Genomic DNA, 15967 nt, shown 5'->3' with positions numbered 1-15967 from the left:
GTGTGGTAACTTAACAATACAACATATACACAAAAACTGCTATTTTTTTTTGAAAAAAGTAGTGGTTTCACGTACTTAGGGCTAGCCGTCGCGCTAGCGACTTGGTACAATCCATAAGTAAAAAATACAATCTGAATGATTATTCCCAATATATTAATCACAATAAGCTGAATATCACTGTAATCAACTGCCTGTGATTGCAGCGGAAACCTAATTATCATATCAATTATTGTAATTAAGAATGAGAATACAATAAACGCATAGAGAGCAATCATTATATAATTTGCACTCTTTTTTTCTATTACAGGATTTCTTTCTACCAATTTTACCATTTCTTTTCCAGCCAGTAGATCGTCAAGACTTACATCCAGAATCTGAGATATTTTCTTTGTTGTAAGCAAATCAGGATATCTGTCACCACATTCCCATCTGGAAACAGACTGCCTTGTTACGTATAATTGCTCTGCAAGAGATTGTTGAGTCATTCCCTTACCTTCTCTTGCTCTTCTTAGTTGTTCGCCAAATTCGACCATATCAAATCTGCTCCTTTCATTTGATTTTATCATCTGCAGATGTGATTATAGTATCACCTAAAACCAAAACAACATCAAGCACCACCTTAAATTATGGTGTCACCATTATGGTGCGTTGCTCCAAAATCACTCAACTCCCTTAATCCTCTCAACAACAGTTCCATTCTTTTCCAAAACGATCCAGGTAAGCACTGGAACCATAGTACAAACCAGCAAACTGATTCCCAATGCAAATAAAAGTGGAAGTAATGGTACTGAAAACGCAATCCCCCGATAATTCATTGATTCATAAAGAAGATACGTTACTCCCATTCCTACTGTTAGCGTAACAAGCCATGCGCCGCCTGCATAGAGAACTCCTTCCCTGACCAGCATTCCAAGAAGCTGCTTCGGGGTCATCCCGATACTCTCCATAACCGAAAGCTCCGTCATCCGGCTCTGCACATTTACTACAAAGGTGTTCATATAGTTCATGATTCCGATAAAAGCCAGAATCAACACAATCCCGATTCCCACTTGCGGCATATTGCCCTGTGCTTTTTCAATCTCATCTGCATCTTCGATTTTGGATTCCCAGGAAAAGTCTTTTGCATTGTCATTTTCTTCTAATAACGCCAGGATTTCTTGCTCTGTATCTCTATCATATTCTTTGTGATATTTTATGCTGGTCTTTAGTGTAATCGGATTATTGGCAAATGTTTTCACCACCTGATCACTGGCTATAATCGTCGGTGGGTATCCAAGGAGTGCCGTATAATAATTCTCGTCCGTAACTCCTTCTATGGTAAAAGTTTTTGTCGTTTGTTGATCTTCATACAAAGCACATGTCACATTTTTTCCTATTATGTCAGCATCTGCGAAATCCAAACCATTTCGATAAACAATACATGCTTTTCCCGAAAGGAAGTCCTCTTTCTTTATCGGATGCGCAAGACTGTTATTTAAATAATCAAATTCCTGTTCATCAATTCCAATCAGAGAGGATCCAAAATTCTCAGGATGATTCTGATACTCGTCCTTTTCCTTACTATATGGAATGCTCATCCACTTTGCATAAAATTCTTTCATCCACATCTCAGCAAAATCCGGTTCCCATGGAACTGTAATCTCGGCAAATATCATAGAATGTGCTTCAGAGACTCCAGTATTTTCTTTGATTGACTTCACGAAAGATTCATCCAGAATGTCTCTTCTGTCTTCTGATTTTTCTTTGCATGCCGTATCATTATTAATTACAATATCCGTATCCATATAATTTGACACTATGGTTCTTGCTGCCTGACTGTCCAGCATGGTCACAATACAAAGGTACACAGACAGACTGGCTGCCAAAGACAACAGTACCACCGCAGTTCTTTTCTTATCCTTTGTAAACTGCTCCAGGGAAAGTCTTGCTATTACTTTCCCCTTTCCTGCTTTTCTTTCTTTTACGGTTTTGTGGGTCGGACGATAACCAAGCGCTTCTATTGGGGAGATATCTGCTGCCATTTTTGCCGGTTTCCGGCCGGCAAGAAAGATGGTAACTCCAACCAGTAAGATGGTTGTCAGCAGAACTGCCGGATGAAAACGAATCATATCTGTTCCAACATAACCACTTTTGATTCCAAGTGATTTTACTACAACAGGAATCAGGAAAAAGGATACCAGCCCACCTGACAGGCATCCAAGTACTGTCCCTGCAGATCCTATCAGAATCATCTGTTCCTTCATCATCCTTTTTATCTGCTTTTCAGTCATTCCGACCGTCTGAAGCAGACCATAATAACGAACTTTTCCAGCTACGGAAAGATACATAATATTATAAATAAGCAGATACGCACACAAACAGGTAACTGCAATCAAGCCAATAAGGCCTGCCAATATCTGAACCGATGCGCCAAGATCTTCCATGAAGAAAAGATTCTGCTGCTTTCCAAGGTCCATACTTTCGATAAAAGCATTCTGCTTTGTTTTTGTCATTATTTTCTGCTTAAAATCCATAAAGTAACGACCGGAAGCTGCCTGAGAAAGCTTCCATCCCGATTGATCATAGAATGCTTTCGAGACATAAAACTGCTTCTTGGGTCCATATCCGTCCCAGATCCCACAGATTCGAAAAGTCCCTGTAAAGATTCCCTCATGTGTTCCATAAGACATAGCAAGGGTATCGCCTACATCAAGATCTTCGTAACCACATTCTTTTAAAGCGGATTTTGTTACCATTATCTCATCCAAAGCTGTCGGATATCTTCCTTCCAACTTTTCTCTGACCGGCTCCATCATCTGTGTCCAATATCCATCATCTGCCCAGATCAGCCCCACATTAGGTGTGGAATCCTGATCTGTTTTTTCTACCCATCCACAGACTCCTACCGTACCTGTCAGAACAATATCCGGGTTGTTCTCACACATTTGCCTCTGTTCATCCGTCACTCCATACATGATTGCATCAAATTCAGCTCCTGACATACGGATGTTCTGAATTTTCTGAAGTCTAAAATAAGAATCTCCAACTGTGAATATTGTGAATACCAAAAAGGAAGAAAGAAGAACCGCAAGGAACAAAGTAATGGTCTTTCTCCTGTTTACTTTTAAAGCATTCCGTGCCATCCTTTTGATTACTTTCTGATTAGGATTCTTAAGCATAGGAATCACTTCCCTTCCTGGTATCTCCTACAATCTTTCCGTCCTCAATATGTACGATACGATCTGCAAGCTGTGCAATGTCTCTGTCATGAGTGATCAAGATCAAGGTCTGGCTGAACTGTCTTGCTGCCATTTTCAAAAGTCCGAGTACATCATGGCTGGTAACCGAATCCAGATTTCCCGTCGGTTCATCAGCCAGAATAATGGCGGGCTTCGCCGCAAGCGCCCTGGCAATCGCAGCCCTCTGCTGCTGTCCACCAGATAATGTTCCAGGAAGAGCTTCCCTCTTCTCTGACAACCCTAAAAGTTCCAGTATCCTATCCACATACTCCACATCAACCTTTCTCCCATCCAGTTCCACCGGAAGAATAACATTCTCATATACATTAAGATCCGGGACAAGATTATAATTTTGAAAAATAAACCCGATCTTTCTTCTGCGGAATATGGCAAGCTGTTCTTTTTTCAGCCCCAAAAGACACTTACCCTCTACCAACACTTCCCCTTCTGTTGGCACATCCAGTCCACCCAGCATATGCAAAAGTGTACTTTTTCCGGATCCGCTTTTTCCGATAATAGCAACGAATTCCTGATCTTTCACACGAAAATCTACGCCATCCAATGCCTTTACCGTATTTTCACCCATTTGATAGTATTTTTTTAAGCTTCTTGTCTCTACAATGTATTCTTTCATTGGTTTGCCTCCTTCTTTTGATATTCTATAGAATATCTCCTAAAAATCACAAACCTGTCTCAATTTTTAATTATCACAAGATTGTGACAATCCCCGATCGGTTATGTTACGATTTAATCACCGGTAAATACAGGCGAAAACACGCTCCTTTTCCCACTTCAGACTGTACTTCTATGTAGCCCTTCTGAAGTTCCATGATTGTTCTTGCAAGATATAATCCGATCCCAACCCCTGGTTTATCATGAACCTCCGGCTCACGGTAAAATCTTGTAAAGATCTCTGCCTGCCTCTCCGGGGCAATCCCTTTTCCAGTATCGGAAATGCTGATCTTAAAAAATAATTCCTGTCTTTCTGTCTGAATATGGATCTTTCCACCTGGTTCGGTATACTTGAGTGCATTATCCAGAATATTATAAATTGCTTCCTCCGTCCATTTGCTGTCATGACGGATTATCATATTTTCTTCGCAGTTCACATATAGATCAATACCCTTCAACGCCGCCCCCGGAACCACACCGGCAACTGCGTGGCGGATTGTTTCGTATAGATTTTTGTCTTCCTTATGTATTTGCAGAATTCCCGTTTCAAGCCTTGACATTTTTACCATGCTCTGCATTAAAAAATCAATTTTTTCCATCTGCCCTTTGATTTTTCCCAAAAACTCCTGACCGCTTTGCGAAAACTCCTCGTCCTCAAGAAGTTCCAGGTATAGTTTAATATTGGCAATGGGCGTCCTTGTCTGATGGGATATATCAGAAATCAATCCCTTTACTCTTTCTTTCTCACGAAAACCGTCTTCTTCTTTTTTCCGAAATACGTGCCCGGCTTTCACTAATTGTGTTCCTGTTCTTCCCCAGAGGCTATCCTCCAATTCTTCTTCCATATTCCATTCTTTTCCTGTTACGATAGCATCCAGAGCATCTTCCACCTTTTCAGCAAACAACTTTGCTTCTTTTTTTATCCGGTAGTTTTTCCATAACAATACCAGTACTGCTGCAAATAAAATTATCATCATGATATATATCAGCCAATCCATTGATATCCCATCCCATATACATTTGAAATATACCTGTGATTCTTATCTTCAACCTTTCCTCTCAGACGATTCACATTTACTGCCAGTGCGTGCTTGTCCACAAACTGTCCTCCACTGTCCCACAGCCGCTCCAATAACAGATCATAAGTCAGAAGCTGTCCCCGGTTCATAAGAAATTGACGAAGCAGACGGCACTCTGTCGGTGTGACGGGGCATTCCTGACCTTTTACCGTTACTCGTGCATGATCCAAATCTATATATAAATACTCATCTGCAAAAATCAGACGATTGACCGAAGCAGTTCTTTTTAAAATGACTTCTATTTTTCTAAGTAAAATCTTCATTGAAAATGGTTTTGTAACGTAATCTTCTGCCCCGGATTCATATCCTGCCAGAGCATCCTCCTCCATATCCCTGGCTGTCAGGTAAATGACCGGAACTTCTCTTTGCTTTTTTACCCACTGGCAAAAAAAGAAGCCCTCGCCATCTGGAAGATTCACATCCAGAAGGACCATATCTATCTGATTCTCAATAAAAATCTGCTTTCCTTTCTCCATAAAAGTCACACCATAAACTCCATATCCTGACTTTTTCAAAGAATAACAGATCGCCTGATTCAAATTATAATCATCTTCTACAACTAATATATTCTGCATATCCTAATTCCTCCAATACAGATTCTCACAAAGAAATCTCTGCATAGCAATGATACCTTTCAATATTGTACCACAGACTTTTCCTGGGTATGGAAAAAAAAGAAAGAATCTCAATTTTGTGATTATTCAGTGCACAAAAAAGAAAATATTTTACAAGTCTTTTCATATAATGAACCCGGTCAAAAATGACCGGGTTGACGCTAACATTTTTTACAATGCAATATTTTACAGTATCCATCCAATTAAAAATCCCACAATCAAAGTTCCAATAGAAACTATTTGCCAGAATTGCATTCTATTTTTCATATCTAGAACTTTATCGTTTGTTTTTTTGTTTACCTTATTAATTTCCTCTCTGAAATTCTTTTTTGCCATGAAAGTTTTCTGTCTTTCTTCTGCCACCTGATTCAAAGCATCATCTCTTTCTCTTCTCATCTTTTCGTATGCAGTTACGTTCGACATATTTACCAGTCTGTTCAGCCTAGAGTTCTGGACCCGAACGTCTGCGATTTCTCTTTCGAGCTTCTCTTGTTGCTCTCTCAGCGTCCAGCCTCCTCTGTTCCGCAAGTTGTCGTTCTCGATGCTCAGTTGTTGATTGAGCCTCGTTATATCGGACAGATCTGTTAGAACTTTCCGAAGTTCTTCTTGCAGATTGTGATTCACTTCTGATAGCTCCTGATTCAAACACAAGCTCTCTCTGAGCTTTTGTGACATTTCCTGCATCAATATCTTCGAGTTCTCTGTAGTACTGCTCAAGTTCTTGCTCTGACAATTCGGTGTTTTCTCGCTGTCGAATAAATTCACGTTCCAGCCCCTCCTTTCTTACATCCAGATGGAATGTTTTGAACAGATTAGAATCTCTCACTTTTTTACCATCTTTGTTTTCAAAAGTAATATGCTTTCTGGAATCTTTCCAATGAACATTCCATCCGGATAGCTTCATCCTCTCTATAAATTGATCTCTGCTTATACATTGCTTCATGGCATTCACCACTGCCATCGCACAATCCCATAAGTAACTTTTCTTTGCATCATTTTTAAACATCTGGTACTTGTCCTGATTCCAGGTAGTTACCTCTCCGGTTTCCATCGGTGTACCATCAAAATGTTTACCCTTTTCCGCTACCGTCAGATTCCGCTCCTTGCACATTTCATTTGTCATAAGCTTCATCCGCTCTAAGTCTTTTTTTGAAGTGTGATATTTTCTCCCATCTTCATAGCTGACGGAATTTGTTACCAGATGACAGTGAATGTGATCCCGATCCTGATGAACGGCAATGACCGTTTGAAATCCAGCAAACCATTTTTCTGCAAATTCCTGACCAAAGGCAAAGGCTTCTTCTTGTGTAATCTTTTCATCCTTGTGCCAAGAAATGATACTATGTGAACACATCCGTCCTTTATCCTTATGCCAGATTCTCTTTTCCTGCAAAAATGATTGATAAGCAAAATTGGCATTTAATTCCTTATGATGATATGAACCTGTGATTGCTGTCAGCGTTTGTTCTGTCTTATCGAATCGTAGCACATATGCTAAACAGTTTTTTAATCCGCTGTGGCTTTTTGGCGGCTTAGTAATAATCTTATTAATTGCCATGGACGTTCACTCTCCTCTCTCATCTTCTGTAACATTTGTTCAAGTTCGTGCAGTTCTTTTATCTGAGGAATCTCTCCAAATGTGTGTAACCGCTTTGTCATCTGATTCAGATTTACTGCCATTCCACGAAGCTGTCTGTTTTCATCAGCCATAAGCTGACTGATCTTTTGTACTTCCTCTAATTCTTCTTTTGGCATCACCGGTACATGAAGCACTGCATTCGTAACATAGGCCTGTTTTGTCTGGCCTGATTCTTTCACATTGGTACAGAACTGGTTGTATTCCTCATCATCCATTCGTACCATGACATTGTGTGATCTATTTCTCATTTTCAACCTCCGTATAGAACATAATTTCATCCTGGGTACAGGGCGGGCAGCGCCTGTTGGGGGATTCAAGGTGGGCAACGCCCCCTGACAAGTTTAGGAACAGCCCTTCGGCTGGTTCCGGTGCGAATGTGGTATACCACTTTGCGAAACTTGCCTTATACCGAGCAGCCTACTTAGGAGCTTAGGCGTTAGGCTGCCGGGATAAGAAAAGGTACACAGATGGCATATAATCCGTATCGTCATTCTAAAAATGATGAATACGGCAAATCATGCGTATACGTGTATTCATACACATATGGCTAATGTAAAAGCCTTTATATAACTGCAATATACGCATATACACGTGATTTTGCACATTTATGATAATGTGTATTTTATGTGCCATCTGCACGTATCTTTGTAAAAATACCCTTGAAACCACGAGCCTTTTTTCCACCATCAATTGGAATATTGGTGGAAGGCTCAATCCCAAGCTCCTCTGAATTTTGTTTCAGATAACCTAACACTGTTTTGGAAGACATCGGCTTTTCAGCATTTTCCTCACACCATTTGCAATACACATTATAAATTGCCTTACTGGTTGCTGTGGTTCCTTTTTCAAAACGAATATATCCTTCGGACTCCAAAAACGGAATTACGTTATTGGAACTTTGCATTGCCTCAAGAAGGTTGCCTTTTGCCCTGTCACTGATTGTGAACTTATAATTGTTTTCCAATAGCCGTTGCAATCCCTCCAACATCCAGAGAAAGATTCCTTCTTTTTCTGTTACGATTTTTTCTACCAGATAGGGATCATCTACTCGATCTTCTGGTGGTTTTTTCGTTGTAATAATCAACTGCCTTCTGTAAAATCCATAAGACTTATCATGAAGAGCACTTAGACTTCCATTTCCAAAAAGAAGGAATCGAACAAATAGTTTTCCCTGTACACTTTGCTTCTGCTTACGCTCCAGATCCATCTCGTCTTCCAATGTAACAATGGTTTTGATATAATTCGTATCTTTCAATGCTTCCATTTTCATATCATCGTCAATCATTACCAGTTTATTTTCCAAGTCAGCTCTGGCAAATTTGTTATGCTCCACTTTTTCAATACTGCTAAAGTTGAGTGCCTCTGAAAAAATCTTTTTGATGATTAGCCCCATGCGGGATTTGCCTTCTCCACCACGTCCTAAAATCATCATCAGCTTTTGTCCTTTGTTGGATGGAATCAACATATAACCCAGATATTCCTGAATGGTCGGGATATCCTCTTCCTCAACCAGATCCTTTAAATACTTCAACCACATTTCGGGTTTCGGAGCCTCCGGATTATAATTGACATTTAACCGGTTTCTACAGAACTGTTTTTCACCCTCAAAATTCCCATTCAGATAATAGACTCCATTTACAACATGAATACGATCCAATTCCAGCGGAAGTTCTTTCGTATGCGTTTCAAGTTTTAATGCTTCAATCAGATTATCCACTTTCTTTGCAACTCCATTGGTCAGTACTTCACAAATTAATTGATAAATATCTGCTCTCAGATTTTCAATTTCCACCACTCCATCCATTCCATAGAAAATTCCATTTACACATTTGATAGGATTGCTGGCTACAAAAGATTTACAAAATGACACCTCGTCAATCTTTCCATCCTCTGTAATCCAGGAGTAATCTCTTAGTGTAATCGGATCATCCACATTTTCGCTGTTCAATGCAGTTCCAATCTCTGTCCAGGATTGCTTTTCCTGCTCTGAATAATTGCTCTTCAAGCGCCATCACCCCCTTTCGTCCCTGTAAAAAGAACTCTTTCTGCTCTTCTTCTGTTCCAAAACACAAGATATCCATCCAATGATTCAGCTTTGGTTCTGCATGAAGCATTACTGCAAATGCATCATCATTCATTACCATTTCCGGATCTTTATCTGCCTGAGATTCTTTCACTGTTTGAATCAAATTTAATAAGTATAAAAAAGTATGACATTTGTTTGTGCACCATTTGTGAAATCTTTTTTTGATTTCTTCCACCTGATCATTTTCCAAGTCTTTCCTCTTCTTGATTGATTCAGGTGTTTTCCTTTTTCGTTTTTCTCTTTTTTCAAATTCAATAGGCAAATGAAAATCCTGTATTATTTTCTTTGCAGCTTCGATCTGGCTTAATCCAAATGTCTTGGCAACATAATTGATGGCATCTCCTTTTTCACCACACCCAAAGCAATAATAAGTCTGATCAATTTTCATACTTGGATGCTTATCATCATGAAATGGACAACAAGCCATCATATTTCTATTGATTTTCAAACCGTAGGTTTTTGCCACTTCTGCCGCACTCACACGGCTTTTCACTTCTGTAAAAATATTCATACGTATACCTCAAACTTTCCATTGAATCCAACGGATGCCTCTGATATACTGAATTTGCGAGATAGAGCATATCAGAAGCTCTTTGGATCAGTCCTTGCCTACTGTGCAAGGGCTTTTTCTTTTGCGACATTTCGGAAATACCCGGTTTCTTCCCAGACCTTTCGATCTGGACAATAATAGCTATATTCATTTGAATTCTCCATCTTCATTGCAACTCCGAATTTTAAAACTCCGGCCTGGATCGCCAAACGAATATAATGAGGATCTTTCCCTATTGCACTTGCAATTTCTTTAATCGGAACATTCCGTCCAGTAAAAGGTGGTAATTCCACATACAGCTTTTTCTCCATTTTTCATCACCTCCTCAAATATCTGTCATAACATACGTTACATCAATAGTTCTTCAACTCGAACTCCCAGTGCCTTAGCAAGCTTACAGGCTACCGGTGGAGAACAGCTTTTTCCTGCTTTAATACAGGAAATTGTCTGCCTTGATACTTCACTCTTTTCAGCAAGCGATTTTATCGACAGATCCTGTTCACCCATTAGAATCTGTAGTTTAAGTGCGTTTATTTTCATATATATCACCCCCGTTCCATTTAATACGCACTATTAGTTCGCATTTTGATTATACGCATAATTAATGCGCATGTCAACACATTTCTTTTGTAATATGTACTTGTAATTCGTATTTTCTTGTGTTACTATGTAATCGAAGAGAGGTGAACTCAAAAAAATGAAAGACAATAATAATGAAATAGGGCTTAGAATCCGAACTGCCCGAAAGCAAAAAGGTATGAATCAGACGCAGCTTGCAACAGAGCTTGGTAAATCTCTTCGTACAATCCAAAAATATGAAAGTGGAGAGATTGAAGTATCAATCGGTGTGATCAACGATATTGCCAAAGTACTGGACACCACCTCAACTTATCTCATTGGATATCAGGCTGAAACCAAAACCATCACAAATATGGCAGATGTGATGCAGTTTCTCTTCCATTTAGATCAGTTGAATGAATTAGGTTTTTCCATTGATGTAAAACGTCCACCAAATCACGATGGTTGGGAATGTTCTATTACATTCAATGGCAAAGATAACACTGCTTCTGAAAATGCCGATATGTGCCTGTTTCTGGAAGAATTTAATGAAAAACGAGAAGAATATGCTTCCTACGCTCAAACAGCACAGACGTACCAAAATTGGAAAGATAAAACGCTCGCCTATTATGCCAATACTACTCTTTCCGAAAAAGAAGTTGAGGAACTTACAGAGGATGAACGTATAAAAAAAAGAAATGCTTTTCTAGATGAACAGTTTGGAATTTAGGCTCTTAAGAGTTGCTATGTGCGACAAGAAGGAGGCTAAATTTTATGAAATTACCGAATGGTTATGGAAGTGTTACCAAAATGTCAGGGAAAAGAAGAAATCCCTGGGTTGTAAGAAAAACAGACGGATATGAACTCGATCCGAAAAAAGGGACAAAAAAACAGAAATATATCATTATAGGCTATGCTCCTACAAAGGCAGAAGGCTTGAAAATGCTAGCTGATTATAATAATAATCCATTCGATGCAAAGGCTGCCAAGATGACCTTTGAAGAAGTATTTGAAGAATGGTCGAAAACAAAGTTTCCTACCGTATCAGAAAGCAATGTAAAAGGATACAATGCATCCTACAGAGCTTGCAGCTATCTCTACAACAAGGTATTTAAGGATATTAAGCTGGCAGATCTTCAGTTTGTAATAGATGATTGCGGCAAGAATTATCCAACATTGAAAAAGATTAAGGTATTGTTCAATCAGTTGTATGCATATGCTTTGAAATACGATATCTGTAACAAAGACTACTCGACATATGTCGATGTTGTAAAGTATAAGGATCGTAATCCAAACAAACATGACCGGAACAAATTCAGTAAAGAAGAAGTCGAACGAGTATGGACAATGAAAGATGATCCATATTATCAAATTGTTCTGATGCTTCTCTACAATGGTTGCCGAATCAGCGAATTTCTGGATCTCAAGAAAGAAAACGTCCATCTGGAAGAACAGTATTTCGATGTCATCGCCAGCAAAACTGAAAATGGACTTCGAAAAGTTCCGATTCCAGATAAACTTTTACCTTTCTATCAAGAATGGTATGACCGTCATCCGGAATGCGAATATCTCTTAAGCACACCTGACGGGAAACACTTCCTTTATCGAAACTACAAAGACAGTTATTACACCACAATCATGGAACAGATTGGAATTAAGTGGTCGCCACACTGTACACGCCACACTACAATTTCCATGATGAAAGAACACAGCATTGATGAAACTACCATCAAGAAGATTGTTGGACATTCCGGAGCTATGACACTTACAGAACGTGTCTACACTCATCTTGATGTCCGGGTTCTGATCGATGCCATAAACAAAATTGTGGGAGAAAAAGAGAATGGAAAGGAGAATCTGACCACATAGTTGCTGTGATTTTTGATGCATATGTGCTGCATACTTGCTACATATCCACAAATTTCCACCACGTTTCTGGACATCCCATAAAGATTTGAGGGTAAAGAAAAACCCCAGAAACACAAGGTTTCTGAGGTTTTGTATGCATTTTCTCGTCCCAAACGATTATCTCTTTGTGAACCGAAATTAACGCTTGCTGAACTGCGGAGCGCGACGAGCGGCTTTGAGGCCGTATTGCGCGAGTTTTAGAGCCGATTTTCCTTGATATTCCGGGCTTTTCCGGCTTTTTAGCTCTCGGTTATCCTATGTGGTAACCACAAAAAACAGGGGGATTTCATTGAGCCGGAGCCTGATGGAAAGCACCGTTTACCACCCCAAACAGCTCCTCCGGTTTATTATACTTCACCTTGGCGTAGATGTCCATAGTTGTCTTGCTGTTTTCATGTCCCGCAAGATATTGAACCGTCTTTGGATCAACTCCCGCATAGAGAAGATTGGTGATGTAAGTGTGCCGCAGCTGGTGCGGGGTCACATCAAAGTCCAGCGTATATCTGATTTTGGGTTGATTTTTCTGGGTCATGCCCAGCGTTGGGGTAACCGTGTATTTGATGCTCTGCCCATTCACATACTTATAATAGTTCCGGGGCTTAGTGGAGCGGACAACGACATACTGCCACACTCTTTGAAACTGGGATGCGGCCAGCGGCTCTCCGTTGCTGTCTGCAATCACATAGTCCGAATGGGAGTTTCCCTTGGCTTCCCGTAGACAATCCACGAGACACTTGGGAATTGGAATATCCCTCTTGGCTGCTTTACTCTTTAGCACCGTAGAAACCACGGGCCTGTTATGCTCTGTACGCCATGCTCGCCTTACTGATAGATAAGGTGTAGGCTCGTCCAGAAATACGCAGTCCCATTGCAGCGCAAGGATTTCTTCTCGGCGCAGACCGGAATACAATCCAAGCATAACAAATAGGTAGGGGGGAAGTCCTTTGACTGTATCCAGAAGCACGGCTACCTGTTGATCTGTCAATGCCTCCCTCTTTTTTGCTGGCTTTCCTCCCTTGCCCGATATTCCCTCGCAGGGATTGTGTTCGAGAATTTGGCTCCGCTCTGCCGTGTAAAAAACGCATTTTAGGAGCATATTTACCTTATTATACAATCCCTCTGACTTTTTCGACAGCGGGACAAGCGCCAACCGAATATCATCAGAAGTGACTTCCTCCATATACATCTCGCCCAAGGGTTTGATGATATAGTTTTTCATGTCCCTCGTATAGCCTCTGAGCGTAGAGGCAGAAACTTTTGCCGACTGCATCAACAGCCACTTTTCGCAATACTCTGCCACCGTTGGATGCTGCCGATGAAAGATGATCTCCTCCACCTGCCGCCGCGCCTCTAATTCCTTCTCATACAATTCCTCGCAAGTAGTGGCGTACAGACTCACCTGCTTGCCATCTGCGTCCATAATCCGGGTCCTGTAATACTGGATTCCTTTTAATGTAATGGTTCCATACTTCGGGACCTCCGGTTTCTTTTTAGCCATCTTCGATCTTCCTTTCCTGATAAAGTGCAGTTTCCGTATCTACACTCTCTTTTTATCAGAAAGCCTCAATTTAATCAAAGATACGGCCTGGGCAAAACAAAGAGCGAGACATCCTTGCCTCGCTCCTGTTTCACTTCCTATTTTATTCTTAAACTGCTTCCCAGCCTGCAAATGCGCCGCTCATTGATCTCACCAGCTCATCCGGCCGATTGTATTTGACCTTTGCATAGATGTCCATGGTAATCTTGCTGCTTTCATGGCCTGCCAGGTATTGAACTGTTTTGGGATCTACCGACGCATGAATGAGGTTGGTGATGTAGGTATGCCGCAGCTGATGTGGAGTAACCTCAAAATCCAAGCTGTAAACCACCTTGCCATTATGAGCTGCCTTTTCTCCAAGAACAGGGGTAACCGTATGTTTTACACGCTTTCCATCTTCGTACCGATAATACGACCGTTCCTTAACGGTTCTGGTAACAATATACTGCCAGAGCCGCTTAAACTGTGTGTAGGACAGCGGTTCGCCATCCCGGTTTGAAACTACATACTCCGAAGTCGAGGTTGCTTTTGCCGCTTTCAAGCACTCTGCCAAACAAACAGGGAGAGGGATATTTCTCTCCGCAGCCTTTGTTTTCAATTCATCCAGGATGACCGGTCTGTTATGCTCTGTGTGCCATGCCCGCCTTACAGTCAGGTATGGGGTATCCGTATCCAGATATACAGAATCCCATTGCAGTGCAAGAATTTCTTCCCGTCGCAGGCCCGCATACAAGCCGATCATAACAAATACATAAGGCGGCAAGCCTCGGATAGCGTCTAAAAGGCGTTCTACCTGTTCGTCTGTCAAAGCCTGCCGATCCTCTTGGGGAACGCCGCCCCCTTTTGTCGTTAAATGAATTGTCGGGTTGTGGTCGATAATCCGGCTTTCCATTGCAGAACGAAAGATAGACTTATAAAGAATCACCACGGACTTGTAAACTGATACGGATTTCTTGGAAACCGGAACGAGGGCAAGCTGAATATCGTCCAAGCTGACCTCTCCCATCCGCTTATCTCCCAATTCTGCAATAATATGCCGCCTGACCTTTGAGGTATAGTCTGTCAAGGTGGTTGCTCGCACATGGACCGATTGCATCAGCAGCCACTTTTCACAATACTCGGCCACCGTGGGCGTTTTACGATGAAAAGTAGCATTTTCAATCTGCTCCAACGCAAGTGTTTCCCTATTGTAAAGTTCTTCAGGGGTTTTCGCGTAAAGAGCTATGAGCTTTCCATTCGCATCTTTGATTCTGGTTCTATAATACAGGACACCCTTTTTCATAACGGTGCCATATTGAGGAATTATTGTTTGCCGTTTGGCCAATTCCGTCACCTCCTAAGAATAATCTCCAGCGCTGTACCTTTGTTTTATCAGACATTTTAGATTCCAGCAAGGATACGGAATAGCTCAAACTCTTGCGCTTCGCGGCTTACGATATGTAGTGCTTTTTTCCATCGGCTTTGCACGATGGGTACATTTTGCGATATACTCCTGAAGACCAGCATCCGTAAAGTACACGCAACCGTTTTGCACATACTGAACATAGGAAATCAGCCCGCTGTTTCGTGCTGCATCCAAAGTTGCAATGCTGATCCCCAGTAATTTGGCAGCCTCTTTCCGAGAAATCAATTTTTCCATAGGTGTTCCCCCTTTCTGTTAAGGATGTGGTTGTGGCTTTCAAAATCACATGAATGCGCTGGCAACCAAAGCTGCCAGCGCATGGTATCTGACTTTGAAAAGAAAGCTATATCCACATTGCGCTCTGCTGTTGCTAACAGTAAATGGGTACAGCTTTCCTGATCTAATCGGTTATTTTTCGCCACATTTGCCACGCACCCCTGACGATGGGGACACTTCTGGTCTCCGCTGGCGCGGCTGTCATAACTCCACAGCGTCGTTTTACTCGTGCGCCACAGGGTTCCCCCCAAGTCTTTAGGAGGCCGTGAGGAAGTATCTTTAAGCCCCCATGTAGTCACCGCGCTCCGAAGTGCCACCTTCGGGTTCCAGGCTTGCGTTGATCGCTCAGGACAGCTCGTTCATCACCTCCTTGGCTTGTCCTTCTTGGCGGCGCGCCTGATTCGCTCGTACATGGGTTATGTACCAGA

General features: G+C 41.3%; 17 protein-coding genes. 2 read left to right on the top strand and 15 right to left on the bottom strand.

What is annotated here, in order from left to right; all coding sequences use genetic code 11:
- The 12 genes from ACTNBR_RS10950 to ACTNBR_RS10895 form a co-directional block, all read right to left on the bottom strand.
- A partial coding sequence (locus ACTNBR_RS10950; protein WP_441018230.1) for a helix-turn-helix domain-containing protein occupies positions 1 to 533 on the bottom strand: 533 nt, incomplete at its 3' end.
- A gap of 126 nt (positions 534 to 659) precedes the next feature.
- Positions 660 to 3158, bottom strand: a complete 2499-nt coding sequence (locus ACTNBR_RS10945; RefSeq protein WP_441018232.1) for an ABC transporter permease — start codon at positions 3156 to 3158, stop codon at positions 660 to 662.
- Complete coding sequence (locus ACTNBR_RS10940) at positions 3151 to 3852, bottom strand: ABC transporter ATP-binding protein (protein WP_427761538.1); 702 nt, start codon at positions 3850 to 3852, stop codon at positions 3151 to 3153. The genes ACTNBR_RS10945 and ACTNBR_RS10940 overlap by 8 nt, the downstream gene beginning before the upstream one ends.
- Before the next feature lie 106 nt (positions 3853 to 3958).
- Positions 3959 to 4888: a sensor histidine kinase gene (locus ACTNBR_RS10935; protein WP_178705928.1), complete on the bottom strand. Its 930-nt coding sequence runs from the start codon at positions 4886 to 4888 to the stop codon at positions 3959 to 3961.
- Complete coding sequence (locus tag ACTNBR_RS10930) at positions 4876 to 5544, bottom strand: response regulator transcription factor (protein WP_441018234.1); 669 nt, start codon at positions 5542 to 5544, stop codon at positions 4876 to 4878. The genes ACTNBR_RS10935 and ACTNBR_RS10930 overlap by 13 nt, the downstream gene beginning before the upstream one ends.
- Before the next feature lie 225 nt (positions 5545 to 5769).
- Entirely contained in the window at positions 5770 to 6006 is a 237-nt protein-coding gene (locus ACTNBR_RS10925) for a hypothetical protein (RefSeq protein WP_240578013.1), read from the bottom strand.
- 19 nt (positions 6007 to 6025) lie between these two features.
- Complete coding sequence (locus tag ACTNBR_RS10920; RefSeq protein ID WP_441018238.1) at positions 6026 to 7141, bottom strand: relaxase/mobilization nuclease domain-containing protein; 1116 nt, start codon at positions 7139 to 7141, stop codon at positions 6026 to 6028.
- Positions 7090 to 7470, bottom strand: coding sequence for a plasmid mobilization protein (locus tag ACTNBR_RS10915; protein ID WP_441018240.1), 381 nt, complete (start codon positions 7468 to 7470; stop codon positions 7090 to 7092). Before ACTNBR_RS10915 ends, ACTNBR_RS10920 begins: the two co-directional genes overlap by 52 nt.
- A 374-nt stretch (positions 7471 to 7844) precedes the next feature.
- Positions 7845 to 9227: a DNA primase family protein gene (locus ACTNBR_RS10910; protein ID WP_441018242.1), complete on the bottom strand. Its 1383-nt coding sequence runs from the start codon at positions 9225 to 9227 to the stop codon at positions 7845 to 7847.
- Positions 9148 to 9819 carry a CHC2 zinc finger domain-containing protein gene (locus ACTNBR_RS10905; protein WP_441018244.1) on the bottom strand — a complete coding sequence of 224 codons (672 nt, stop codon included), beginning with the start codon at positions 9817 to 9819 and terminating at the stop codon, positions 9148 to 9150. The genes ACTNBR_RS10910 and ACTNBR_RS10905 overlap by 80 nt, the downstream gene beginning before the upstream one ends.
- Before the next feature lie 98 nt (positions 9820 to 9917).
- Positions 9918 to 10169, bottom strand: a complete 252-nt coding sequence (locus ACTNBR_RS10900; RefSeq protein ID WP_291237025.1) for a hypothetical protein — start codon at positions 10167 to 10169, stop codon at positions 9918 to 9920.
- Between the two features lie 37 nt (positions 10170 to 10206).
- Positions 10207 to 10398 carry a helix-turn-helix transcriptional regulator gene (locus ACTNBR_RS10895; protein WP_291237026.1) on the bottom strand — a complete coding sequence of 64 codons (192 nt, stop codon included), beginning with the start codon at positions 10396 to 10398 and terminating at the stop codon, positions 10207 to 10209.
- A gap of 157 nt (positions 10399 to 10555) precedes the next feature.
- On the opposite strand from ACTNBR_RS10895, the gene ACTNBR_RS10890 reads away from it, so the two are divergent.
- On the top strand, positions 10556 to 11146 hold the full coding sequence (locus ACTNBR_RS10890) for a helix-turn-helix domain-containing protein (protein ID WP_441018246.1): 591 nt from the start codon (positions 10556 to 10558) through the stop codon (positions 11144 to 11146).
- Positions 11147 to 11190: 44 nt separating this feature from the next.
- Entirely contained in the window at positions 11191 to 12285 is a 1095-nt protein-coding gene (locus ACTNBR_RS10885; protein WP_441018248.1) for a tyrosine-type recombinase/integrase, read from the top strand.
- 325 nt (positions 12286 to 12610) lie between these two features.
- Here ACTNBR_RS10885 and ACTNBR_RS10880 read toward each other — a convergent pair whose 3' ends face one another.
- The 3 genes from ACTNBR_RS10880 to ACTNBR_RS10870 form a co-directional block, all read right to left on the bottom strand.
- The gene (locus ACTNBR_RS10880; RefSeq protein WP_441018250.1) at positions 12611 to 13822 is read right to left on the bottom strand and encodes a tyrosine-type recombinase/integrase; all 1212 of its coding nucleotides are present in this window, start codon (positions 13820 to 13822) and stop codon (positions 12611 to 12613) included.
- Positions 13823 to 13970: 148 nt separating this feature from the next.
- Positions 13971 to 15143, bottom strand: a complete 1173-nt coding sequence (locus tag ACTNBR_RS10875; RefSeq protein ID WP_441018302.1) for a tyrosine-type recombinase/integrase — start codon at positions 15141 to 15143, stop codon at positions 13971 to 13973.
- A gap of 126 nt (positions 15144 to 15269) precedes the next feature.
- Positions 15270 to 15500, bottom strand: coding sequence for a DNA-binding protein (locus ACTNBR_RS10870; RefSeq protein ID WP_441018252.1), 231 nt, complete (start codon positions 15498 to 15500; stop codon positions 15270 to 15272).
- Positions 15501 to 15967 lie beyond the last annotated feature (467 nt).

It is taken from the genome of Bariatricus sp. HCP28S3_F11, assembly GCF_052065395.1.
Taxonomy (GTDB): Bacteria; Bacillota; Clostridia; order Lachnospirales; family Lachnospiraceae; genus Allocoprococcus.
Note: the sequence above shows the minus strand (reverse complement) of the source record. Positions and strands in the feature narration are given on the sequence as shown.

What these genes read in the sequence shown, in the direction of transcription:
- ACTNBR_RS10895 (WP_291237026.1), bottom strand. Translation starts at nt 10,398, where the DNA reads ATGAAAATAAACGCACTTAAACTACAGATTCTAATGGGTGAACAGGAT.
- ACTNBR_RS10930 (WP_441018234.1), bottom strand. Translation starts at nt 5,544, where the DNA reads ATGCAGAATATATTAGTTGTAGAAGATGATTATAATTTGAATCAGGCG.
- ACTNBR_RS10870 (WP_441018252.1), bottom strand. Translation starts at nt 15,500, where the DNA reads ATGGAAAAATTGATTTCTCGGAAAGAGGCTGCCAAATTACTGGGGATC.
- ACTNBR_RS10890 (WP_441018246.1), top strand. Translation starts at nt 10,556, where the DNA reads ATGAAAGACAATAATAATGAAATAGGGCTTAGAATCCGAACTGCCCGA.
- ACTNBR_RS10945 (WP_441018232.1), bottom strand. Translation starts at nt 3,158, where the DNA reads ATGCTTAAGAATCCTAATCAGAAAGTAATCAAAAGGATGGCACGGAAT.
- ACTNBR_RS10885 (WP_441018248.1), top strand. Translation starts at nt 11,191, where the DNA reads ATGAAATTACCGAATGGTTATGGAAGTGTTACCAAAATGTCAGGGAAA.
- ACTNBR_RS10905 (WP_441018244.1), bottom strand. Translation starts at nt 9,819, where the DNA reads ATGAATATTTTTACAGAAGTGAAAAGCCGTGTGAGTGCGGCAGAAGTG.
- ACTNBR_RS10935 (WP_178705928.1), bottom strand. Translation starts at nt 4,888, where the DNA reads ATGGATTGGCTGATATATATCATGATGATAATTTTATTTGCAGCAGTA.
- ACTNBR_RS10915 (WP_441018240.1), bottom strand. Translation starts at nt 7,470, where the DNA reads ATGAGAAATAGATCACACAATGTCATGGTACGAATGGATGATGAGGAA.
- ACTNBR_RS10920 (WP_441018238.1), bottom strand. Translation starts at nt 7,141, where the DNA reads ATGGCAATTAATAAGATTATTACTAAGCCGCCAAAAAGCCACAGCGGA.
- ACTNBR_RS10900 (WP_291237025.1), bottom strand. Translation starts at nt 10,169, where the DNA reads ATGGAGAAAAAGCTGTATGTGGAATTACCACCTTTTACTGGACGGAAT.
- ACTNBR_RS10925 (WP_240578013.1), bottom strand. Translation starts at nt 6,006, where the DNA reads ATGTCGAACGTAACTGCATACGAAAAGATGAGAAGAGAAAGAGATGAT.
- ACTNBR_RS10875 (WP_441018302.1), bottom strand. Translation starts at nt 15,143, where the DNA reads ATGAAAAAGGGTGTCCTGTATTATAGAACCAGAATCAAAGATGCGAAT.
- ACTNBR_RS10880 (WP_441018250.1), bottom strand. Translation starts at nt 13,822, where the DNA reads ATGGCTAAAAAGAAACCGGAGGTCCCGAAGTATGGAACCATTACATTA.
- ACTNBR_RS10940 (WP_427761538.1), bottom strand. Translation starts at nt 3,852, where the DNA reads ATGAAAGAATACATTGTAGAGACAAGAAGCTTAAAAAAATACTATCAA.